Source organism: Xanthomonas sp. D-99 (genome assembly GCF_017746145.1).
Classification (GTDB): domain Bacteria; phylum Pseudomonadota; class Gammaproteobacteria; order Xanthomonadales; family Xanthomonadaceae; genus Xanthomonas; species Xanthomonas cissicola.
The window spans coordinates 32546-56381 of record NZ_JAGHWU010000022.1 but is presented as its reverse complement, the minus strand read 5'-3'; the positions used below and the strand labels follow the sequence as shown (position 1 = coordinate 56381).

Sequence of the window (23836 nt, the reverse complement as noted above, 5' to 3'; positions counted from 1 at the left end):
CTCTCGCTCCGTCATCCCGGAGGCGCGGAACATCAAAGGGATAAATGAAAAACCGCAGTCCGCCTCACTCGGAAGCAGGTACCACGGAGCCGTCGGAGGATACCGCAAAACGGGCCACGTTAGCGCGCTGGAACGGTTTCACATCGACGATACTGCCGCCTTGCTGAACCTGTACCGCCGAGGCATTGCCGAGCACGATGCGCCCCACCTGACCGGGCGAATACGTGCGTTGTTCACCGGCACGTATCAGGGCTTTTTCGACCGCACTGCCATCCGGTGCCAGGATCTGCACCCAGCTGTCGCCGCTGAAACTCAACGACAAACTGCCGCCGGGAGCAACTGCCGCCGCAGGCGCCTGGACGTCGGCGGTAGCACGCGGCACCGGGGTCATCGATGCGATATACGGCGCCGGCTGCTCGCGCGGCGCTGCGGCGGCCTGCGTTGCTGGATTGCGTGGCGCAGCGGACTTTGCAGCCTCCGGCATGCTGTCCAAGGACACCGTGCTTGGCGCCTTGCCATCCAGATGCGAGCGCGTCGCATACCAGACCGGTACCGCGAACACGCCGGTAATGACCACATACATGGCCTTGCGCGCGGTGCTTTCGAGAATGCGCCGCGCGCGCGGCGTATGCGTGTGACTGACCAGCTTGACCGGCTCGATCGGCGCAATCGTGGCCTGCTGCAACAGCGGCTCCAGATCGACCTGCAACAAGCGCGCATAGCTGCGCAGCTGCCCGCGTACGAACACCGGCGCGCCCAGTCGCTGCCAGTCCTCCTGCTCCAAGGCGTGCACCACGTGTGCCGGCATGCGCAACTTGCCGGCCACCGCGTCCACACTCAGACCTGCCGCCTCGCGCGCTTCGCGCAAATGCTGTCCGCAGCCCTTTTCCTGCTCGAAAAGGTTCGGATTGGAATCACTGATCACAATGCATTGGCCCCGGGAGTAGCGGTCGCTGCGTCAGGGAATTCCTTGACCAACCGCTGTTGGTAACGGCCGGCAGCTACCTTGTCGCCTAGCCCTTGCTCAATCTGAATGGCGAGTTGTAACACGGAAGCAGTTGCCGGTGCAGCCGCAAGGCGGCGTTCGATAAAAGCGCGGGCTTCGAAATAATTGCGGCGCCCGACTTCCAGACGTGCCATCGATTCGAGCGCATACGGATTATTCGGGTCTAGATCGAGCGCTTTGCGCAGATCGCCCGCTGCTCGCTCAGGCTGTCCTGCCTTAAGCGCGCACCCGCCGGCATTGCCCAATGCAGACGCAGGCGAGGCGTACGTCCGGTCGGCCAGTGCGCGATCGAACCAGGTCAACGCTTCGCTGGGCGAGCCATTCGCGCACAACCAGGCACCATAGTTATTCAGCACGTCGCCGCGTTGCGGCGCGATTTCTGCGGCCCGCCGGTACGACGCACCAGCTGCCGCCGCATCGCCCCTGGCGCCCTGAATCAGCGCCAGCAGGCCGATGGCATCCGCCGACTGCGGGTCCTTTTTCAAGGCGGCGCGCACCTGATCTTCAGCGCTGGCGTAATCGCCGGTCTGCAGCCGGTTGCGGGCCAGACCCAATTTCTCCTGGACGGCCAGGCGATTCTTGGTGGCCTTGTCGTCGCGGAACGAATACACCGGCGCGACTTCCTCCACACTCTTGGCCGAGCCGGCCTTGGCATTGCGACCACCGCAACCGACCGCGCTCAGCGCGATCGCCACGGCCGCCATTAACGCGAGTTCACGCTGCCGCATCTCGATCGGCCTGCCCTTCCAATGTGCGGCGGAACTCCGCCTGGCGACGGGTGCGGTCCATGACCTGCCCCTTGAGCTGCCCGCATGCGGCATCGATGTCGTCGCCACGGGTGCGGCGAACCATCGTCAACACCTGCGCATCGAGCAGGATCTTCTGGAACGCGCGAATCTCGGTCTCGCCCGAGCGCTCATAGCGCGTTCCAGGAAACGGATTGAACGGAATCAGATTGACCTTGCCGGCGTCCTTGGACTGCACGGCGTTGTCGAACTGCCGCATCAACCTGGCCAACTGGCGCGCATGCTCCGGCTGGTCGTTGATGCCTTTCATCAAGGTGTATTCGAAGGTCACCGAATCGCGTTTCTTGCTGCTGCGCAAGTAGCGCGCGCACGACTCCATCAACTCGGCGATCGGGTATTTCTTGTTCAACGGCACCAGGCTTTCACGCAGCGCATCGTTGGCTGCATGCAGCGACACCGCCAGCGAGACGTCGCTTTCGGTGGAGAGCCGGTCGATCATCGGCACCAGGCCGGAGGTCGACAGCGTGACCCGCTTGCTGGCCAGCCCGTAGCCAAGATCGTCGCGCATCACGCTCATCGCGCGCACGACGTTGTCGAAATTCATCAGCGGCTCGCCCATGCCCATCATCACCACATTGGTGAGACGGCGCTGCTGGTGCGGCACATTGCCCAGATGGCGCGCCGCCACCCACACCTGGCCGATGATTTCGGCCGTGGTGAGGTTGCGGTTGAAGCCCTGGGTGGCGGTCGAACAAAAGGTGCAGTTCAAGCCGCAGCCGACCTGGGAGGACACGCACAGCGTGCCGCGGCCCTTGTCGGGGATGTACACGGTTTCGATGGCGTTCTTGCCGTCGGTGCCCATGGCCAACAGCCATTTGTGGGTGCCGTCGGACGAAGGCTTGTCGAACACCACGTTCGGGACGAGAACCTCGGCGTGTTGGTGCAACTTCGCACGCAGCGCCTTGCCGAGGTCCGTCATCTGGTCGAAATCGGTGACGTAGCGATGATGGATCCACTTCATCACCTGATGGGCACGGTAACGCGCCTCGCCGAGCGTATCGGCGAAGAAGCGCTCCAGACCCTCGCGATCGAGGTCGAGCAGGTTCTGCTTGCGCGGCTCCGGGGGACGGACGGAGCCGTCCTGCAGCACGGAAGGGATCACGACCTCATTCACGATTCGACTCACTCGGCCTCAGCGCGAGACCACTTCGGTGGCGGCAAAGAAATACGCGACTTCGTTGGCAGCGTTCTCGACCGAATCCGAGCCGTGGGCGGCATTGGCATCGATCGAATCGGCGAAGTCGGCGCGGATGGTGCCCGGCGCAGCGTCCTTGGGATTGGTCGCACCCAGCAGGTCGCGGTGTGCGGCAACGGCGTTCTCGCCTTCCAGCGCCTGGATCATCACCGGGCCGGAAATCATGAACTCGACCAGCGCGTTGAAGAACGGACGCTCGCGATGAACGGCGTAGAAGCCTTCGGCTTCACGACGCGACAGCTGCTTGTACTTGGCGGCCACGACCTTCAGGCCAGCCTTTTCGAAGCGGCTGTAGATGTCGCCGATGACGTTCTTGGCAACGGCGTCGGGCTTGATGATGGACAGGGTGCGCTCCAGCGCCATGGGAAGTTCTCCGTTGGGCGGGCCACTGAAGGCCCGAGGTTATCATGAAAAAAACCCGCGACAAAACGCGGGCTTAGGCTTCTTTGCGATGGTCAATTCTATCTCGTCAACGCTGCGTTTGCACACCGCCTCCTGAATCGTGCTGCGTTGCGACATGACCTGCCGGCGGGCGAGCCCGTAGACTCAAACAATCGTTTGATTGAGTCCTGTCTTCGCGCATGCCCAAGCCCGCCCACTTCTCCACCAAGGACCGCATTCTCGGTGCGGCCGAGGAGCTGTTCGCCCAGCACGGGTTCGCCGGCACGTCGCTGCGCCAGCTGACCGCGCAGGCCGACGTCAATATCGCGGCGGTCAATTACCACTTCGGCTCCAAGGAAAACCTGGTCAACGAGGTGTTCCGCCGGCGCATGGACGAAATGACCGCAGCGCGCCTGCAGCAGCTGGAAGCGGCGAAGAAGTCGCAGCCCGGCGAGCTCACAGCCGTGCTCGCTGCCTTCGTCGAGCCGGCGTTGGCGATGGCGCAGGACCGCCAGAACGGCGGCGCGTTCGTACGCGTGATCGCACGCGCATATGCCGAAAAGAACGACAACCTGCGCAAGTTCCTGTCCGACCACTACGGGCATGTGCTGCGCGAATTCGGAAAGGCCATTGCCGGCTGCGTGCCGGGCCTGAGCAAGGAAGAGCTGTACTGGCGGCTGGATTTTCTTGCCGGCGCACTGACCTATGCCATGGCCGACTTCGGGCTCATCAAGCGGCCTGCGGGCGTCAGCGAGGCCGACCATCGCGCGCGCGCGGCGCGCGAACTCATTCGTTTCGCGGAGCCCGGTTTCCGCGCCCATTCCACACCGTAAACGTTCCACAAGAGGCCTATCGCTATGTCCAACCCGTTGCTAGTCCGTCGCGCCGCCGTGCTCGGTGCCGGCGTCATGGGCGCGCAGATCGCCGCCCACCTCACCAATGCCGGTGTCGACACCGTGCTGTTCGACCTGCCTGCCAAGGAAGGCCCGGCCGACGGCATCGTACTCAAGGCGATCGCCAATCTCGGCAAGCTGAGCCCTGCCCCGCTCGCCAGCAAGGCGCTGGCCGAGGCGATCACGCCAGCCAACTATGAGAGCGGGCTGGAGCAACTGCGCGACTGCGATCTGATCATCGAAGCGATCGCCGAACGCATGGACTGGAAGCAGGACCTGTACAAGAAGATCGCCCCGTTCGTCTCTGAGCATGCAGTGCTGGCATCCAATACCTCCGGCCTGGGCATCAACAAGCTGTCGGATGTGTTGCCCGAGCAGCTGCGCCACCGCTTTTGCGGCGTGCACTTCTTCAACCCGCCGCGCTACATGCACCTGGCCGAGTTGATTCCGGCCAAGGGCACCGACAAGGCCGTGCTCGAAGGCCTGGAAGCCTTCCTGGTGACCACGCTCGGCAAGGGCGTGGTGTATGCCAAGGACACGCCGAACTTCATCGGCAACCGCATCGGCGTGTTCTCGATCCTGTCCACCATCCATCACACGCAGGAATTCGGCCTGGGCTTTGACGAAGTCGATGCGCTGACCGGCCCGCTGGTCGGCCGTCCCAAGTCGGCCACCTATCGCACCTCCGATGTGGTCGGCCTGGACACCATGGCGCACGTCATCAAGACCATGGGCGACACCTTGCCGGACGACCCGTGGCATCAGTATTTCACCTCGCCGAAGTGGCTGGAGGCGCTGATCGCCAAGGGCGCGCTGGGCCAGAAGGTCGGGGCCGGCATCTTCCGCAAGGTCGGCAAGGACATCGTGGTGCTGGACCTGCACAAGCAGGATTACCGCGCCGCCGATCGCAGTGCCGCACCGGAAGTGGTCGAGATCCTCAAGATCAAGAATCCGGCCGAGAAGTTCGCCAAGCTGCGCGAAAGCGAGCATCCGCAGGCGCAGTTCCTGTGGGCGACGTTCCGCGACCTGTTCCACTACAGCGCCTTCCATCTGGCCGATATCGCCGAGACCGCACGCGATGTGGATCTGGCGATTCGCTGGGGCTACGGTTGGTCGCTGGGCCCGTTCGAGACCTGGCAGGCAGCGGGCTGGAAGCAGGTGGCGCAGTGGATCGCCGAAGACATTTCCAACGGCAAGAGCATGAGCAGCGCACCGTTGCCGAACTGGGTGTTCGACGGTCGCGATGGCGTGCATGGCGCCGAAGGCTCGTATAGCCCGGCGCGCGACGCCAAGCTGCCGCGCTCGGCGCTGCCGGTGTACAAGCGCCAACGCTTCCCCGATCCGTTGCTGGGCGAGCAGTTCTCGCCCGGCGAAACCGTGTTCGAGAACGACGGCGTGCGCATGTGGCATGACGGCGACGACATCGCGGTGGTCAGCTTCAAGACCAAGATGAACACCGTCTCCGACCACGTGCTCAATGGCTTGCAGGAAGTCGTTGGCCGCGCCGAGAAGGACTTCGCCGGCCTGGTGATCTGGCAGCAGAAGGAGCCCTTCTCCGCCGGCGCCGACCTGGCCGGCGCGCTCGGCCTGCTGCAGGCTGGCAAGGTCGATGCCTTCGAAGCATTGGTCGCCAATTTCCAGGCCACCAGCCAGCGCATCAAGTACGCGCAGGTGCCGGTGATCTCGGCCGTGCGCGGCTTGGCACTGGGCGGCGGTTGCGAGTTCCAGATGCACAGCGCCAAGACGGTGGCCTCGCTGGAGAGCTATATCGGCCTGGTCGAAGCTGGCGTCGGCCTGCTGCCGGCCGGCGGCGGCCTGAAGGAAATCGCGGTACGTGCGTCGATCGCCGCAGGCCCGGGCGGCGACGTGTTTGCCGAGCTGAAAAAGACCTTCGAAACCGTGGCAATGGCCAAGGTCTCCAACTCGGCGGTCAATGCCAAGGAACTGGGCCTGCTGCGCGCCACCGACAAAGTGGTGTTCAACAGCTACGAGAGCCTGCACATCGCCAAGGCCGAAGCGCGCGCACTGGCCGAGGGCGGCTACCGCGCCCCGCTGCCGGCACGCCACATCCAGGTTGCCGGTGACGTCGGCATCGCCACCTTCAAGATGCTGCTGGTCAACATGCTGGAAGGCCGCTTCATCAGCGAATACGACTACGAAATCGCCAGCCGCATCGCCACGGTGGTGTGCGGTGGCGAAGTCGATCGCGGCGCGCTGGTCGATGAAGAATGGCTGCTCAAGCTGGAGCGCAAGCACTTTGTCGAACTGGCCCAGCAGGAAAAGACCCAGGCCCGGATTGGGCACATGTTGAAGACGGGCAAGCCGTTGAGGAACTGAGATTTGGGATTCGGGATTGGGGATTCGTAACAGCGGATCCCCACTCTTGACGCTTCTCGCTTCAAACAAATTCATCCGCCGGGCAGGAAACATTCGGGCACCGGGATCCGCTTCGACGAATCCTCAATCCCGAATCCCCAATCCCGGCTTTCGGAGAAAGCCAAATGAGCAAGCAGATCCAGGAAGCCTACATCGTCGCCGCCAGGCGTACGCCGGTGGGCAAGGCGCCGAAGGGCGTGTTCCGTAATACCCGTCCCGACGACATGCTGGCGCACGTGCTGCGCGCAGTGGTCGCGCAGGCGCCAGGCATCGATACCTCGCGCATCGACGACGCCATCATCGGCTGCGCCATGCCCGAAGGCGAGCAAGGCATGAACGTGGCGCGCATTGGCGTGCTGCTGGCGGGCCTGCCCAATTCGGTGGCCGGTCAGACCATCAACCGCTTCTGTTCGTCCGGCATCCAGGCCATCGCCATGGCGGCCGACCAGATCCGTCTGGGCAATGCCGACCTGATGCTGGCCGGCGGCACCGAGTCGATGTCGATGGTGCCGATGATGGGCAACAAGGTGGCGATGTCGCCAAGCGTGTTCGCCGACGACCATGTGGCCATTGCGTACGGCATGGGCATCACTGCCGAGAAGGTCGCCGAAGAGTGGAAGGTGTCGCGCGAAGACCAGGATGCGTTCGCGCTGGCCTCGCACCAGAGAGCGATCGCGGCGATTGCGGCCGGCGAGTTCCGCGACGAAATCAGCCCGTACGAAATCCACTCGCATCAGCCCGACCTGGCCGGCAATGTGATCGCCCTGCGCAAGCGCCTGGTCGACACCGACGAAGGTCCGCGTCCGGACAGCTCGCTCGAGGGCCTGGCCAAGCTGCGCCCGGTGTTTCGCAACGGCCAGTTCGGCGGCAGCGTCACCGCCGGCAATTCGTCGCAGATGAGCGATGGCGCCGGCGCGGTGCTGCTGGCCTCCGAGCAGGCGATCAAGGATTACGGCCTCACTCCGCTGGCCCGCTTTGTCAGCTTCTCGGTCGCTGGCGTGCGCCCGGAAGTCATGGGTATCGGACCGATCGCCGCCATTCCCAAGGCGCTCAAGCAGGCCGGCCTGACCAAGGACCAGCTGGACTGGATCGAGCTCAACGAAGCTTTCGCGGCGCAGGCGTTGGCGGTCATCCGCGACAGCGAGCTGGATCCGTCCAAGGTCAACCCACTGGGCGGCGCAATCGCCCTTGGCCATCCGCTGGGCGCCACCGGCGCGATCCGTGCCGCCACGCTGGTGCATGGCCTGCGCCGTCGTCAGCAGAAGTACGGCATGGTCACCATGTGCATCGGGACCGGCATGGGCGCTGCGGGCATCATCGAAGCGCTGTGAGGCGCGCTGGAGCGCCGGGTCGGCCTTCCGGGGTCGATCTGGTGTTCCATAGGTGTCATCGACCTACGGAGATCAGGTTTAGCGATCAAATCTCCATGCTGTCACCAAAGGGCGTGCGCAAGTACGCCCTTTGCTCTGCCGGTCAACGCGATCTCGCCAACGTTCCGGCGAGGCGATCCAACGCATATCCCCCCGCGTGCCCACCGAAACGCGATGCGTTGCATTCTGATGCATCGATCATCTCGCCGCGGCGATTGAAGCTGGCGATGTAGATACGGCAATGGGCGCGCCGCTGAGCGCGACCAGGCGGCCGCGCTCAGCGCGTCACCAGCCATTGACCGGTCCGCGCACCTGCGAAGACCAGCGCCAGTCCAGCCAGCAAGGTCACCGCCAGATAGATGCCGATCATCGTCGAGCGGTCGGTGCGCGCGAATACCAGGCACTCCATCATCAGCGACGAAAACGTGGTCAGCCCACCGATCACCCCAACGATCAACAAGGCCCGCAGCGGCCAGCTCGATGGCCCGCGTGCATCCAGCCAGACCAGCAACACGCCGGCAACGAACGACCCGAGCAGGTTCACCGTCAGCGTTCCCCACGGGAAGACGGTACCGAAGCGTTGGATCAACGAGGCACCGATCGCAAAACGCAAACCGGATCCCAGTGCACCACCGGTCATGGCCAGCAACAGCTGTTGCCACCACATCGGTGCGTTCATGCGCACACCTCGTGACCGGAGCGTGCTTTCGAAAAAATAATGCGCGACATCGGCGTCATCCTTCCTGAGTCAAGAGCGATGCCGGGGCACAGACCTGCCGCCCCGGCGAGGGTGGGCAGGCATCATCAGCGCGCGGGTGCGGGCGGTTCGAGGAGGAATGCCATCTCCTGTGCGGCCGATTATGCCGCGGGCTTGCCGGCCTTGTCAGCCCGTGCCTGCGCGCGCGCCTCGCGCAGCCGATCGAGCTTTTCCTTCAGCTTGATCTCCATCCCGCGCGGCACCGGGTTGTAGTACACGCGCTCGCCCATCGCATCCGGGAAGCCGGTCTGATCCAGCGCGATACCGCCCTCGGCATCATGGTCGTACTGGTAATCCTGGCCGTAACCCAGCGTCTTCATCAGCTTGGTCGGTGCGTTGCGTAGATGCAGCGGCACCTCCTGCGTGCCGGTGGCGCGCACTTCGGCCTTGGCCTGATTGAAGGCAGCATAGCCGGCGTTGGATTTGGCAGTGCTGGCCAGATACAGCACCAGCTGTGCGAATGCCAACTCGCCTTCCGGGCTGCCGAGGCGCTCGAAGATGTCCCAGGCTTCCAGCGCCATGCTCTGCGCGCGCGGATCGGCCAGGCCAATGTCCTCGATCGCCATGCGGGTCAAGCGACGCGCCAGATACGCCGGGTCGCACCCGCCATCGAGCATGCGCGTCAGCCAGTACAGCGCTGCATCCGGGTTGGAGCTGCGCACGGACTTATGCAGCGCCGAAATCTGGTCGTAGAACTGCTCGCCGTTCTTGTCGAAGCGGCGCGTACGGTCGGCCAGCACCTGAAGCAACGTCTGCGGCGTAATTTCGCCACCCTCGCCTGCCGCCAGTTCCGCAGCAATTTCCAACAGCGTCAGGGCCCGACGCACATCGCCGTCGGCGGCGCTGGCGATTTCCAGCAGCGATGCTTCGCTGACCTGGATCGTCTCGGTCCCCAAGCCGCGCTCGGCATCGCGCAAGGCACGCTGCAAGGCCGCGACGATGTCCTGCGGCGACACGCCTTCCAGCACATGCACGCGGCAGCGCGACAACAACGCTGAGTTCAACTCGAAGGATGGATTTTCAGTGGTCGCACCGACGAACAGAATCGTGCCGCGTTCGATATGCGGCAAGAACGCATCCTGCTGCGCCTTGTTGAAGCGATGCACCTCATCGACGAACAACACGGTGCGGCGGCCACCGGCAAAACGCTGCGCCGCCTCTGCCAGCACCTGCCGCACGTCCGGCAGGCCGGACAGCACGGCCGAGATCGCCTTGAATTCGGCGTCTGCGTAGTGCGCCAGCAACAAGGCCAATGTGGTCTTGCCGCATCCCGGCGGGCCCCACAGGATCATCGAGTGCACGCGCCCGGATTCGACCGCGCGCCGCAAGGCGCTGTCGGGAGCCAGCAAGCGCTTCTGCCCCACCATCTCGTCAAGCGTGCGCGGCCGCATCCGCTCTGCCAGGGGCCCCATGGCGCTGCGATCGACATGCAGCAGATCGGGTGTGATCGAGTCGGGACGTTTGGCTTTGCTCACCCCTTCATTCTACCGCCTGCGCCTGATGGACGCTCCACAACGCAGTGTTCGACCATCGCTGGCAGCGACGCCGACGTTCTCTTTCCAAGCGACCACTTCGCGCAGGTGCACCGCATCGAATGCGCAGCGCAATACTGTTACTCAGTAACGAGTGATCGCATGTCATCGCTTGCCTGCACCCGCATCGGCCGCGAGCTGCGCCAGCGCAAGCGGCACGTCAGCGTACGGATTTCATCATGCCCCGCATTCCGCTTCGCCCCTCTGTCATCACCGCTTGCCTTCCCGGGATGGCCGAGACCATCTCGCATCCATCCAGACCTTCGGCGAAGCGGCAGACGCACAACAAATTGGCGACTCCGGACCCATGCGCGTTCGAGGCGGAACTGATCCAGGCCCAGGACGATCCGCTGGGTTGGTCCGCGACGCTGCTTGAGCAAGCGAGACAGCCAAGCGTCTTGGAGCCCGGATTGAAGGCCCCCCCCAAGCGCAAACATGCTCTCCCGCGGCTCTGCAGGAAGGCCGCAGAGCGATTGGGCATCAGTAGCGGTTCGCCAAAACCACATACGGCGCTGCTGCGCTACTCCTCGTTGCAGTGCGAGCAGGACAGACTAGCCGGTCCATCGGATCGTAACGCCGATCCCGCACGTGATCTGCGAGCACCCCCGCTGCTGTCCAACGCCACCCAGGATCTCAACGAGGCGCTGATCGCCCGCCTGGAGCAATCCAACCTCGACTTGGCCGCACGCATCTCTCGGCGTCGCCAGGACGAACTGATCTACGCGCATGCACAAACGCTACAGGCTGCACGCGAGCAGTTGGCCTTGAGAGCCCGGCGCGCCGCCAACCTCAGCGACAGCATCCACGTGCTGACGCGCGAACGCGCCGAACTGCTGCAACAGCTGCAGGGATGTCATCTGCAAACTGATGCGGTGGCGGCCGCAATCCACGATCTCGAGTCGGACATTCTCTCCGCGCGCGCTGCATTGAACGCGCTACCGGGCGATCAGCCGTCGCGTGCTGTCGCAGCGCACGCCGGCTCATCCTCGGCCAACGCGCAGCAGGGCGTCGATCGCTTACAGCTGCAGCGCACCTGCACTCGGCTCGAACACGCGGTGCAGCAGGCGCGTGCGCGCGGCGATACGCTGGCCAAAGCGGTCTTTTTCGGCCGCGGCTCAGCGCAGGCAGCACAAGCAGAGCAAGCACTTGCGGATGCCAACGCGGAGATCGATCAATTGCGGAGCGCGTATGCGCAAGCGCGCGATGCGTTGCAGTCAGATCAAGCGAGCAGCTCTGCCAACAGGCTGGCGCCTCGCACGCTCGGCTCGCACCTTGCTGCAGAGCGGAACCGGGAAATCGAGCCACTGCGCGCACGGCTGGCACGCGACGAGAACATGCTGACCCTGCAACGCACGCATGCCGAGCGCTGTCAGCGAAATGCGCGGCGCCTACAGGAGCGCCTCGCCCAGGTCGACGCGAAACTGCAGCAGGCGCGGCATTCGTCGCGAATCAACACCGAGGAGTTGTGGCAGCACGAACAGACGGTCAGCGCGCTGGAAGCAGCGAACGGCGACATGCAACGCGTGGTGGAACATGCAGCCGCACATCCGCCGGCCGAAGAGGCACGGCCCGTCGCTGCCGATATCGTCGCCGACACCATGGAGGCACTGCTCGAGGCCCTACCCGGCTTTCGCGAGGAAACCATCGACCTCGTGAGTCGACAGGTTCTACGCGCCTGGGCTGACGGTCTGCATGGCCGCAGCGCTGCGTTCGGGACCGACGCCTTGCAGCCGGTCGACGCGTTGCGCATCGCCCTGCAGGCCTTGGCGATCGCCAGCGAGGGCGATGCGACGGCAGCGGCCAACGTGCTGCGACGCCTGGGCGTGGTGCGCTTGCGTGAGCTGATCCCGTCGCCCCAGGTCTGCGTCGCTGCCGAGGCGGTCCAGCCGATGGAGACGGTCACCGCCTGCGTCGGCCTGTTGGCCAGCGTCCCGCGCGGCATGCAGGTTCTTTCGCACATGCTGCGCGAAGAACCCACGCCCCCCTCCAGGGAATGGCTGGAGGCAGCGCAGGTCCACCTGCGTGCCAGCCACCGGCTCGCACTGACGCCGGACGCAGAACAGGCTGAACGCACCTGGCTGGGCGATGCGCAAATGGGAGCGCGCTATGCCGTGCATGGAGACTCGCCGCTGCAGGGCCTGCAGTCTGCAACCGATGCCCAGCGCGGCGCCTTTCATGCGTTCCGCAACGGCTACGAAACCACCGCAGCAGGTTCACCCTATGCGCGCGTCAACGCATGCCTGCAGATGTTTGCGCAATGGGCGGTAGCAGGCAGCGGACGGCGCGGCAAGCGCGCCCTCAATCCCTTCAACGCCCTTGCGTTGGGAATGAAGGTCGGCGCCTCCGAAGCGCTTCCTACCGCTGAGCGGCGTGCCAACGACGCTTTCCGAGAGGCGGCCGGCCACTTGACCCGTTGGCTCGTCGCGCGCCGCCAGATCCAACTGGCGGGCGGACGAATGCCATCGCAGGACGAACTGGCAATGCAGGCGCTATTGGAATACGCGCAATGGCTCCCACACGAGCAGAACGCGACCGACCTGACCTTCACTGCGAAGGCGCTGGGTACGATCGAACGGCGTGCCCAGGAGCTTCAGCACTCGGTGGCTGCCTCCGTGAAGGAGGCCGACGATCTGCAGCCGGCGGCGTGCCATCCGGCGGTCGCGTCCGCCTGGGCTGCATTACGCGCGGGCCACATGCGTCTGCCGGAAACGCTGCGTCTGATCCAACGCGGCCTGCTCGACCACGCCGGACAGCCGAGCGACCTGCCGGTCGGTGCAGCGCCCTTGGATGAAGAACGGGCGTCGGTCGCGCGCAACCACTTTCACCAGGCCGTTGGTCATGCCAGTCGCTTTCTGCATGAGGGCGACACCTCCCGCGTCAAGTCGCCACGCGCGCTATTCCAATGCCTGCGCAACCTGATGGAACGGCTGGAATGGCGCGACAAGCTGCGTCTCACCGAACAACGTGTGATCGGACTCAACACGACGCCGCTGTCGGCTGCGCTTGCGATCATTCCCAGCGGCCTGGGACTGAAACTCTCCGCGGGCGGTCAGACCAGTTCCGATCGCTCGGTAGAGATTTACATGGGGCGGACCGGGCTGTCGCTGCAGATCGGGCGGCAGAAGGCGCGGCAGTTCAACGCCAGTACCGGCATTAGCGCGGGCGTGCTGCTACCCGGCACCGAACGCGCACCGGTGGGCATCACGGGCGCAGCCGAGTGGCGCATGAAAAAGGAGTCGGGCATCGAGCACGGCGTGCAGATCCGCGTACCACGGCGGGGCAAGGGCCAGGAGCTGGAGCAGCGCGCGCAATTTCTGGCCATGTTTGAACACTTGCTGCAGCTCGCCGAGCAGTCCGGCGGCGATGCAGGCCGGTTCACCGAGCGCGACTTTCTGGGGGAGCTGCTGGCGCACCACCCCAGCATCACCGTCGGCTTGATCGGCCATGCCGAGCGCAACGCTTCGGCCACCGAATCCAGCCTCAGCGTCGCTGCCGGCGTGCGTGTGGGAAACATGGACGGCCGACCGCGCCGCGCCACCCTGGGGGCATCGCTCGGCTTAAAAGCACGGCGGGAAACCTCCCGTTCGCAGACACCGATCGAAGGCTACATGACGATGGTGCTGAAGGATTCGAGCGCGCAATCCAGGGTGGAGATTGCAGGACGCGCATCGGCCAGTCTCGTCGCCCAGCAGTGGACGCACCCAAGCACCGGCAATGCGCCGCCCACCCCAGTGGCGCGGCTGTCCATGGCCACGCTCGATCTCGGCTATAGCAGGGAACTACGCTCGGCCGGCAGCAATACGTTCTCCACCTTGTGGATGTTCAACAACGAAATCGATCCTGTGCGCACGGATCGTGGCTTCGAATTCTTCAACTTCGCCGCATTCGAACGCGAGGTGAAACGCAACTGGCAGTTATGGACCCACTACGGAATCTCCAAGCTGCAGGGCAAGGTCGACGACCGGCGGCTCTATATGGTGGCCGAGCGCCAGTTACAGGACTTCATCGACCGGGTCCGCCTCCACATGCAAGACAACAAGTTCGCCTCGCTGATCGTGGACTGGGTGCTGCAGGCGGAGGCTGCACCGCGCCTGGACGCATTGCGCGCGCAGGCCCAGCTATTGCGGATCGCCGGATGCGAAGCGCAAGCGGCGGAAGCCGATCGCGCCTTCGATGAGCTGATCAGCCACCCAGGCATCTGGGAACCGACCATCCTGATCCTGCGCGAAAAGGGCAAACGCCAGCGCGAGCGTGGCATCGATTTCTTCATCAAACGCCAGACCAACCAGGCAGCGGAGGCGATGCGGACCGTCGGTCAATGGATCCCGTACGAGCCAGTCCCGTAGCGCTGCCGGCAGCGTCCCCTGTGTAGGGCGTCTCGGCCGCGCCACAGCGACTGCTGCGGCCCTCACAGGCACAGCCGCTCGCTGCACCATGCCTTCATCCCGAGCGTCCCGCAGACGCTTCTACTGCGCGTCGCCCACCACGTCCACGCCCTTGGCGGGCGTATAGCGGAAGGTGTCTGCAGCAAACGCCGGATTGCGCTTCCAGCCGCTGAAGCCGATCGCGGTGCGCTGGCCGACCGCGTCCACCACTTCCATCCTGGCCAGGCCTTCCCTGCCGAACCCCAGCGAGGCGATCTGGAAGCTGGCGTCGGTGTCTACCTTGGGCGTCAGCGACAACCACTGCAGGCCGTCGCGTGGCGCGGCTTCTTCGCTGACGTCGTACTTCTTGTCCAGAAGCGCCGGGTCGATCAACGCAACCAACGGGCTGTTCTGCTCTTCGCTGCCCTGTGCGCGCACGGTGACCTGCCCCAGATCCGGGTCGAATACCCAGACCTTCTTGCCATCGGCCACGATCAGCTGCTTGTAGGGCTTGGCGTATTCCCAACGGAACTGGCGCGGCGTTGCCAGTGCAACCCGACCGCTCGAGGTTTCCTTGACCCGGCCATTCGCGTCGGTCACGCGCTGACTGAATTGCCCATCCAGACCCTTCAACCCTCGCGTGAAGGTATCCAGCTCCTGGCGCGCACCGGCAAACGCGGTGCTGGCGAACAGAGCAGTGGCAAGGACGGCATAACGGAGCTGGCGATGCATTGCGGTCTTCCAGAAGGGCATGCGTAGATTCTGATACTTCATAGATGAATGGGCGAGCGCTATCGCACGACCTGTTCAGAGGGCAGCGTGTGCGCGGCAACCCGCCTCATCGTGCCGTCTGAACCCGGACAGATCGCCATAGACGATCTGCCCGCGAAACCCGCGCCGCACCTGTTGATAGAGCTCGCGAAACGCGCGGTAATCCTGCGGCTGGCACAACGCCTGTGGCCCGCGCACGGCGGCGCGCTGCAGGCGATGCACGGCGGTGACTTTCTGCCCCTGCCGTGTCCACTCAACCTGGTATTGGCCGGCGGCATTGCGAAAGGTGCTGCTGCGCGGAATGGCGATGATCGGCACCGTCTCGGGAAAGGTCACCACGTAGGTTTCTTCGCGCACGCTGTCGTTGCAGTAAAACGGGGTCAGATTGTTTTCGGCCGAGGTGGTCGTGTAGATGGCGCGCGTTGACTCGGCCCCGGGCATGTCCGGCAAGGTCATGCCGCCGACCACCGAGAAATCCACCGCGTCCTTGGCCTGGAAGGTGTAGCGGTAGTTGAACGGTGCATCCAGATCCAGCGGGTCGCCCTGAATCAGCAGATCGCCGGTGCCGTCGAAACCGGAACTGGGCAAGGATCGACTCTTCGATCCGGTTGCGATTCTGCGCATTGAGCTGCACGAACATCGCGCGCAAGCCCACTTCGCCGGTCTGCCCGCTGTCGAGCGTGGTGATGCCCTGCAGATCGCCCTGCGGCGTGAACCGGTAGTCGGTGCGGGCGACATAGCGATTGACCTTGCGGTCGTTCGGCGGCGTCTGCGTGACCTTGCCATCGCGCGTATGCACCACCGGCGCGCCGAGATCGCCGGCCGGCAACTGGCCGAAGCGCGCGTAGGGGTTGGTCGAGTCCACGTACAGATCGAATGCGGGAATGTAGGTGATGGCGTGGTTGAAGCGGCCCAGCACCGGGATCTGCGGCAAGGTCGGGCCGCCCTCTGCCCCGATCAGCACCGGTGTGCTGGCAATCCCCTTGGCCGCAAGCAGGGCCTCCAGAATCACGGTGTGGTCTTTGCAATCGCCGTAATGGTTGGCCAGGATGCTCTCTGCGCTGTTGGGTTCCAGCCCGCCATTGCCCAGATACACCGCCACATAGCGGATATTGCGCGCCACCCATGCATACAGCGCGGCAGCCTGCGCGCGCGGCGCATCGATACCGCGCGTGACTTCATCGGCCAGCGCCTGGATCGCCGGCGTCACCGCCGCGGCGCGCCCGCCTTTGACGTGGTAAGCCAGGCCCATCTGCGACCAGCTATCGAAGGTGCTGGCCATCAAGGTCGGACTGAACTCCCAGGTGGCCGCGCTCCAGTTCTGGTTCTTCATCGGTGCGCTGCGCTGGTAGCGCCACTCCCAGCGTGCCTGGTCGCCGCGCACCACCGGCTTGGTGCCGCCCTGCAGCCCGCGTGCAGAAAGATGCATCGGCAGACCCTTGGGCGCTACCAACGTAATCACGGCATCGTCGTACTGCGCGAACACGCTGAAGGTCTCCCACAGGCTGAAGTAACCGGGGAAATACGGCGTGTTCTGTGCCCGCCGCACGCGGTACACAATGCGCGCCCCCGGCGCCAGGTTCGGGAACACCACCACTTTCACCTTGCGGTCGGCATACATCGCTGCCGAGGCGCTGGAATAGCTTTCCTGGGTATAGATCTTGTCGGCCGCCACGTCCTGGCGCAGCCCTTCGGCTGTGACGGTATACGCCTGCAGCACATCGAGCGTTTCCATCTTTTCGCTATAGCTCAGCCGGACCTGGCTGAATTGCTCCACGGCCGACTTGGTCTTGAGCAGGATCTCGTACTCGTCGGTTTCAACGCTGCTGGCGTCGGCGCGCACCTCGTAGTCGGCGCGGTAGCGCACGAAGCTGTAATTGGTGTCGGCCTGCGCACGTGTTGCGGCGCTGGCAGTGGGTGCAGGCCGTTGCTGTGCCTGGGCAAGCAGCGGAATACAGAGGAGCAGCACGAGCACTAACGAGGGACGATGCAACATGGGTCTCGATCACGGCGGGCCGGAGCGGCCCTTGCCCACAGGGTAGCCGTTGTGCCCGGCAATGACAGGCACGGACTTCCAACAATGCGGCATTGCTGCAAGCGCACAACCGGAGGGCTGCACCTGCAACGCGTCACGACATCGCCGGCGCTTACTTGGGCGGCGGCGGTGCCAGCACGGTACGGTCGCCATTGTGCTCGGGCGGGCTGACGACGCCGGCCGCTTCCATCGCTTCGATCAGACGCGCGGCGCGGTTGTAGCCGATCTTCAAACGCCGCTGCACGCCGGAAATCGAGGCACGCCGGGTCTCGGTGACGATGCGCAAGGCTTCGTCGTACAACGGGTCCGACTCGTCGCCGCCACCGCCGCTGCTTTCCGGCAAGCCGGTCGCACCGACCACGGTGCCATCGCCCATGGTCTGCACTTCGTCCAGCACGCCTTCGACATAGGACACCGGTCCGCTCGCCTTGAGATGCTCGACCACGCGATGCACTTCCTCGTCGCTGACGAAGGCGCCATGCACGCGATCAGGCAGCGCGGTACCCGGCGGCAGATACAGCATGTCGCCGTTGCCCAGCAGCGCTTCGGCGCCAGACTGATCCAGGATGGTGCGCGAGTCGATCTTGGAACTGACCTGGAACGCCACGCGGGTCGGGATATTGGCCTTGATCAGGCCGGTGATCACGTCCACCGACGGCCGCTGCGTCGCCAGGATCAGATGGATGCCGGCCGCGCGCGCCTTCTGCGCGAGGCGGGCGATGAGCTCTTCGACCTTCTTGCCGACGATCATCATCATGTCGGCGAATTCGTCGATGAAGATGACAATGAACGGCAGCGTCTCCAACGGCCGCGGCGCTTCGCCCAGTTCCGGGTTCGGCTTGAACAGCGGGTCCATCATCGGTTGGCCGGCGTCGATGGCGTCCTTGACCTTCTTGTTGAAGCCGGCCAGGTTGCGCACGCCCACCGCGCTCATCAGCTTGTAGCGGCGCTCCATCTCGGCCACGCACCAGCGCAGGCCGTTGGCAGCCTCCTTCATGTCGGTGACCACCGGCGCCAGCAGGTGCGGGATGCCCTGGTAGACGCTCAACTCGAGCATCTTCGGGTCGATCATCAGCATCCGCAGTTCCTTGTGCGAGGCCTTGAACAGCAGACTCAACACCATCGCATTGACCGCCACCGACTTGCCCGAGCCGGTAGTACCGGCAACCAGCAAGTGCGGCATGCGCGCCAGGTCGGCCACGGTCGGCCGGCCGGCGATGTCCTTGCCCAGGGCAAGCGTCAGCGGGCTGGCCGACTTGTCGTACTCCTTGGAGCGCAGCAACTCGGAGAGGAAGATCATCTCGCGGCTGACGTTGGGTATTTCCAGGCCGATCACCGACTTGCCAGGGATCACGTCCACCACACGCACCGATTTCACCGACAACCCGCGGGCGATGTCCTTGTCCAGCGAGCTGATCTGGCTGACCTTGATGCCCGGGGCCGGCTCGATCTCGAAACGGGTGATCACCGGGCCGGGATAGGCCCCGACCACCTGCGCCTCGATGCGGAAATCCTTGAGCTTGAACTCGATCTGCCGCGACAGCGTTTCCAGGGTTTCTTCGGAATAGCCCTTGGTCTGCGGCTTGGGGTCGTCCAGCAGCGCCAGCGGCGGCAAGTCCGAGCCGTCGGTGCTGACGCCCTGGAACATCGGAATCTGGGTGTCGCGTTTGGCGCGCTCGCTTTTTTCCACCACCGGCGCTGGCGGCGGCTCGATCTTCACCGGTTCGCGCTTGGCCTGCTTGACCGCATCGACCTTGCGCACTTCCTCGCGTTCTTCGCGCATCACCCGGGTCTGCTGCCACTCGGTGGCCTGATGGGTCTTGCGCTGCATCAGCGGCCCCAATGCCAGCACCCACTTGCCGATACGCTCCATCACCGCAAACCACGACAAGCCGGTCGCCAGGGTGATCGAGACCAGCAATAACACCAGCACGAACAGGTTCGCGCCCAAGGCACCGAAGCCGGAACTGAGCGAGCCGGCGACCAATTTACCCAGGATGCCACCGGCCTCGGCCACTTCACCCTGGAACAGGCGCAGGTGCAGGAAGCCGGTCGACGAAATCAGGAACCCCACCATGCCGACCAGGCGCAGCGCCGGCCCCAGATCGCTTTGGGTCTGCTCTTCGCGGTCACCGATCAGGGCGATCCAGGCCACCGCCCCCAACAGTACCGGCAGCAGGAAGGCCACATACCCGAACAACTGCAGCAGCACATCCGCCGCCAGCGCACCGAATCGGCCGCCCATGTTGTGGATGGGCGCGACCAGATTGCCGGTGCGCGACCAACCCGGATCGGTCGCCGAGTAGGTGAACAGGCTGGCCAGCAGATACAGCAGCAATGGCGCCACCGCGATCAAGGCCAGATCGCGCCAGAGCTTCTGCCGCCGCGGATTGTCCGCCGCCGCCGTCTTGCGCGACGACGATTTGCCCTCTGCGGGCTTGCTGCTGCGTTCGGGAACCTGCTTTGCCACCTGTAGCCAGACCTTAGAAAAATGCTGTTAGTGTTTGATAATAAACGACTGAAGCCACGGTTTCAGCAGTTGCATGCGCCCTGGCCATCCAGCCAGGTGCGGCTCAACGAAAAACGCCGCACAAGGCGGCGTCGAGCAGGTGGTTTGAGCGGACCATGCCATCTGCGGTTCAAGCAGTTCCATCGCGCCGCCTTGATTCACCGGGTGGGGACCGCCACTCTATGCCGCCACGGGGGCGCGAATGACTTCGCCTGCCCTCCCAATTCCTAGATCGCGAGTATACATGAGCGCCTCTTCTGCCAGCCCCGCCAAGCACTCCCGCCTGTTGATCCTGGGCTCCGGCCCGGCCGGCTGGACCGCCGCGGTCTACGCCGCCCGCGCCAATCTCAAGCCGGTGGTCATCACCGGGCTGCAACAAGGCGGCCAGCTGATGACCACGACCGAAGTGGACAACTGGCCGGGCGACCCCCATGGCCTGATGGGTCCGGACCTGATGAGCCGCATGCAGGCGCATGCCGAGCGTTTCGAGACCGAGGTCATCTTCGACCACATCCACACGGCAGACCTATCGCAGCGCCCGTTCCGGCTGATCGGTGATGGCGCCGAGTACACCTGCGACGCACTCATCATCGCCACCGGCGCGACCGCCAAGTACCTTGGCATCCCCACCGAAGAAGCCTTCAAGGGCCGTGGCGTTTCCGCCTGCGCCACTTGCGACGGCTTCTTCTACAAGGACCAGGACGTGGTGGTGGTCGGCGGCGGCAACACCGCGGTCGAAGAGGCGCTGTACCTGTCCAACATCGCCCGCAAGGTCTACCTGGTGCATCGCCGCGATACGCTGCGCGCAGAAAAGATCATGCAGGACAAGCTGTTCGCCAAGGTGGCCGCCGGCAAGATCGAGACCGTCTGGCACCATGCGGTGGACGAAGTGCTGGGCAACGATGCCGGCGTGACCGGCGTGCGGGTGAAGTCCACGCAGGACGGCAGCACCCGCGACATCGATGCGCATGGTTTCTTCGTGGCAATCGGCCATCACCCCAATACGCAGTTGTTCGATGGCCAGCTGGCAATGAACAACGGCTACCTGGAGATCCGTTCCGGCCTGAACGGTGCAGCGACCGAAACCTCGGTGGCCGGCGTGTTCGCCGCCGGCGACGTGGCCGACCAGCATTACCGCCAGGCCATCACCTCGGCCGGCTTCGGCTGCATGGCCGCGCTGGATGCCGAGCGTTATCTCGACAAGAGCGCCTGAGATGGCGCCTGATTGCCGGCCGCGCCACGCGGCCAGCATCGCCAAAGGGCTCCCCGCGTGGGTATGACCGCACGCTGGTGTCGCCAGCTGGACGAGCTGCCAGCCGGCGCCTGGGATGCGCTGCACGATGGCACCCATCCCTTTATCAGCGACGCATTTCTGCAAGGCCTTGAACGCGAGGGCTGCCTGCGCCCGGACTGGGGCTGGAACCCGCTGCACCTGACCTTGTGGGAAGGCGACTCCCTGGTGGCCGCGGCTCCCGGCTACCTCAAGAACAACTCGCACGGCGAGTTCGTGTTCGACCACGCCTGGGCGCATGCATACGCGCGCTATGGTCAGGAATACTTCCCCAAGTGGCTGTGCGGGGTGCCCTACTCGCCCGTCACCGGCCCGCGCCTGCTTGGTGCGCCCACGTGGCGCGGCCACCTGCTGAAGGCGATGCGCGAGCTGGTGGAGCGCAGCGGACTGTCGTCAGCGCATGTGAACTTTTATCCCGCCAATGAAGACGCCGCCTTCGATGCCGACTGGCTGGAGCGCAACGACCTGCAGTACCACTGGCACAACGCCAGCGGCTGGAGCGATTTCGAGACGTTCCTGGCGGCGATGGATCACAAGCACCGCAAGAACATTCGCCAGGAACGCGCCAAGGTGCAGCGTGCCGGTGTGCAATTGCGCGTGGTGCACGGCAATGAGGCCAGCGATGCGGATCTGGCCGCGATGTATGGCTTCTATCTCAAGACCTTCAACGAATACGGAAATTCGCCCGCGCTGACGCCGCAGTTCCTGCAGCACCTGGCCACGGCCATGCCGCGCCAGCTGGTGATGTTCCTGGCCGACCTCGATGGCCATCCCATTGCCGGGGCACTCTGCCTGCGCGGCCACGACACCTTGTACGGCCGCTACTGGGGCGGTGAAGCGCTGCCCGGACTGCATTTCGAGACCTGCTACTACCAGGGCATCGAGTATTGCCTGCGCGAAGGCCTGACCCGCTTCGAGCCTGGTGCCCAAGGCCAGCACAAGATCGCGCGCGGCTTTCTGCCCACCCTGGTGCGCAGCAGGCACTGGATCGCCGACCCGGGCTTTCGCGAGCCGCTGGCACAGTGGTGTGCGGACGAGCGCGAGGCAGTCGCCGGGCACGCACGGGAACTGTCCGAGCACAGCCCGTTTCGCGGTTGATCCAGACAGGGCGCATGAGCGAGGCGGATTGAATGCGCAGCGCTGCGGGGTAGTTCCTGCTGCGCGGCGCATCCCGCCAGCAGCACGCAGGCTGGATCGGCCGACAAATGTCATGAGCAGTCGTCAGGTGGACGCGAACTGTGTGGAGGAACCGGAGCCTGCGCCTGGTCGCGCTAATTCCGGGCGGCGCTCGCAGACTCACCATGGGGCACAGCACGCATCGTGGTCCACGCCATCGGTTTGCCAGCTGCCCTACACTGCATAGATGGCGCGCCACCTCCCCTTTCTGCTCGATGCCGCTCCGGCGGCGCCGTTTCCGGCGGCAGGTCAGGCCCTGCGCGACCCAGACGGCCTGCTCGCCATCGGCGGCGACCTGTCGCCCCAACGCCTGCTCAACGCGTACGCGCATGGCATTTTCCCGTGGTACTCGGACGGTCAACCGATCCTGTGGTGGAGCCCGGATCCGCGCATGGTCTTTCGTACTGACGGCGTGCGCCTGTCGTCCCGCTTCAAGCGCCAGCTTCGCGCAAGCACCTGGACGGTTCGCGCCGATACCGCCTTCGAGCAGGTGATCGCCGCCTGTGCCGCGAGTCCGCGTCCTGGCCAGGACGGCACCTGGATCAGCGCGGAAATGCAGCAGGCCTATATCGCCCTGCACCGTCTAGGCCACGCGCATTCGATCGAGGTGTTCGACGGCGCGCGCCTGGTTGGAGGAATCTACGGCGTCGCGATTGGCCGGATGTTTTTCGGCGAAAGCATGTTCAGCGGGGAAAGCGGCGGCTCCAAGGTGGCGCTGGCCGCCTTGGCCGCCAATCTGCATGGCCGAGGGTGGCCACTGATCGATGCTCAGGTGGAAAATCCGCATCTGCTGAGCCTGGGCGCCGAACGCTGGCAGCGCACTGACTTTTTGCACGAGGTGCAACGCCAGGTTGCCCAGACGGAACCGCCGGGTAGTTGGTCTCAACGTTACGGCGAGCATGCCGCCAGCGACCTGTGTGAGACCCGCTTAACATAAAATTTGCACCGCGGGGAGATGGCGCGTAAAATGCCGTCCCTTACGGCCCTGCCGGGCCAGCCGTGATTGCACAGGATTACATGTCGAAAGACGACTCCATTGAATTCGAAGGCAGCGTCAGCGAGACGCTTCCCAACACCACGTTCCGGGTCAAGCTGGAGAACGGGCATGAAATCATCGCCCACATCTCCGGACGTATGCGCAAGAACTACATCCGCATCCTGACCGGCGACCGAGTCAAAGTTGAGATGACTCCCTACGACCTGACCAAGGGTCGTATTACCTACCGCATGAAGTAAGCGGTCCTGGTACGTCAGACGCGAGGCGGCCATTGGCCGCTTTTTGTCGTGCCTGCAATTTGAGCGCACGGTAAAAGGCATCGACCGAGAGGCACGGCCCTGCTCCGCACCGGCTGCTCGGCAACGTGCCTGCAGCGT

At 64.6% G+C, this 23836-nt stretch carries 16 protein-coding genes, 1 pseudogene and 1 riboswitch; of the genes and pseudogenes, 8 read left to right on the top strand and 9 right to left on the bottom strand.

Annotation, left to right across the window (positions count from 1 at the left end):
- Positions 1–64: 64 nt before the first annotated feature.
- Genes J7360_RS10280 through ndk form a run of 4 tightly spaced genes read right to left on the bottom strand, consistent with a single transcriptional unit; the run spans position 65 to position 3370 of the window.
- Positions 65–925: a helix-turn-helix domain-containing protein gene (locus tag J7360_RS10280; protein ID WP_007963811.1), complete on the bottom strand. Its 861-nt coding sequence runs from the start codon at positions 923–925 to the stop codon at positions 65–67.
- Positions 922–1710, bottom strand: a complete 789-nt coding sequence (gene pilW, locus J7360_RS10275; RefSeq protein ID WP_057659442.1) for a type IV pilus biogenesis/stability protein PilW — start codon at positions 1708–1710, stop codon at positions 922–924. The genes J7360_RS10280 and pilW overlap by 4 nt, the downstream gene beginning before the upstream one ends.
- A 10-nt stretch (positions 1711–1720) precedes the next feature.
- Positions 1721–2914: a 23S rRNA (adenine(2503)-C(2))-methyltransferase RlmN gene (gene rlmN / locus J7360_RS10270; protein ID WP_254894380.1), complete on the bottom strand. Its 1194-nt coding sequence runs from the start codon at positions 2912–2914 to the stop codon at positions 1721–1723.
- A gap of 30 nt (positions 2915–2944) precedes the next feature.
- On the bottom strand, positions 2945–3370 hold the full coding sequence (ndk, locus tag J7360_RS10265) for a nucleoside-diphosphate kinase (protein WP_007963814.1): 426 nt from the start codon (positions 3368–3370) through the stop codon (positions 2945–2947).
- A 218-nt stretch (positions 3371–3588) separates the two neighbouring features.
- Here ndk and J7360_RS10260 point away from each other — a divergent pair, with 218 nt between their 5' ends.
- The 3 genes from J7360_RS10260 to J7360_RS10250 all read left to right on the top strand — a co-directional run bounded on the left by J7360_RS10260 (position 3589) and on the right by J7360_RS10250 (position 7988).
- On the top strand, positions 3589–4221 hold the full coding sequence (locus J7360_RS10260; protein WP_209033794.1) for a TetR/AcrR family transcriptional regulator: 633 nt from the start codon (positions 3589–3591) through the stop codon (positions 4219–4221).
- 24 nt (positions 4222–4245) lie between these two features.
- On the top strand, positions 4246–6618 hold the full coding sequence (locus tag J7360_RS10255; RefSeq protein ID WP_007963816.1) for a 3-hydroxyacyl-CoA dehydrogenase/enoyl-CoA hydratase family protein: 2373 nt from the start codon (positions 4246–4248) through the stop codon (positions 6616–6618).
- A 164-nt stretch (positions 6619–6782) separates the two neighbouring features.
- Positions 6783–7988, top strand: a complete 1206-nt coding sequence (locus J7360_RS10250; RefSeq protein WP_209033792.1) for an acetyl-CoA C-acyltransferase — start codon at positions 6783–6785, stop codon at positions 7986–7988.
- 316 nt (positions 7989–8304) lie between these two features.
- Here the strand turns inward: J7360_RS10250 and crcB are convergent, their stop codons facing one another.
- Positions 8305–8706, bottom strand: coding sequence for a fluoride efflux transporter CrcB (crcB, locus tag J7360_RS10245; protein ID WP_022559136.1), 402 nt, complete (start codon positions 8704–8706; stop codon positions 8305–8307).
- A gap of 109 nt (positions 8707–8815) precedes the next feature.
- A riboswitch (Fluoride riboswitch) is annotated at positions 8816–8883 on the bottom strand.
- A gap of 2 nt (positions 8884–8885) precedes the next feature.
- Entirely contained in the window at positions 8886–10259 is a 1374-nt protein-coding gene (locus J7360_RS10240) for a replication-associated recombination protein A (RefSeq protein ID WP_057659437.1), read from the bottom strand.
- 236 nt (positions 10260–10495) lie between these two features.
- Between J7360_RS10240 and xopZ the strand changes: the two genes are divergently transcribed.
- Entirely contained in the window at positions 10496–14662 is a 4167-nt protein-coding gene (xopZ, locus tag J7360_RS10235) for a XopZ family type III secretion system effector (protein WP_209033790.1), read from the top strand.
- Between the two features lie 120 nt (positions 14663–14782).
- Here xopZ and lolA read toward each other — a convergent pair whose 3' ends face one another.
- From lolA to J7360_RS10220, 3 genes and pseudogenes are all read right to left on the bottom strand, one after another.
- Complete coding sequence (gene lolA, locus J7360_RS10230) at positions 14783–15454, bottom strand: outer membrane lipoprotein chaperone LolA (protein ID WP_057659434.1); 672 nt, start codon at positions 15452–15454, stop codon at positions 14783–14785.
- Positions 15455–15487: 33 nt separating this feature from the next.
- Positions 15488–17447, bottom strand: a pseudogene (locus tag J7360_RS10225) (DUF3857 and transglutaminase domain-containing protein).
- A 151-nt stretch (positions 17448–17598) separates the two neighbouring features.
- On the bottom strand, positions 17599–19956 hold the full coding sequence (locus tag J7360_RS10220) for a DNA translocase FtsK (RefSeq protein ID WP_003482906.1): 2358 nt from the start codon (positions 19954–19956) through the stop codon (positions 17599–17601).
- A gap of 283 nt (positions 19957–20239) precedes the next feature.
- On the opposite strand from J7360_RS10220, the gene trxB reads away from it, so the two are divergent.
- The 4 genes from trxB to infA all read left to right on the top strand — a co-directional run bounded on the left by trxB (position 20240) and on the right by infA (position 23698).
- Positions 20240–21208, top strand: a complete 969-nt coding sequence (gene trxB / locus J7360_RS10215) for a thioredoxin-disulfide reductase (RefSeq protein WP_057659430.1) — start codon at positions 20240–20242, stop codon at positions 21206–21208.
- A gap of 57 nt (positions 21209–21265) precedes the next feature.
- On the top strand, positions 21266–22384 hold the full coding sequence (locus J7360_RS10210) for a GNAT family N-acetyltransferase (RefSeq protein ID WP_057659429.1): 1119 nt from the start codon (positions 21266–21268) through the stop codon (positions 22382–22384).
- 265 nt (positions 22385–22649) lie between these two features.
- Entirely contained in the window at positions 22650–23399 is a 750-nt protein-coding gene (gene aat / locus J7360_RS10205) for a leucyl/phenylalanyl-tRNA--protein transferase (RefSeq protein ID WP_057659427.1), read from the top strand.
- A gap of 80 nt (positions 23400–23479) precedes the next feature.
- Positions 23480–23698 carry a translation initiation factor IF-1 gene (gene infA / locus J7360_RS10200; protein ID WP_002813418.1) on the top strand — a complete coding sequence of 73 codons (219 nt, stop codon included), beginning with the start codon at positions 23480–23482 and terminating at the stop codon, positions 23696–23698.
- Positions 23699–23836: the final 138 nt, after the last annotated feature.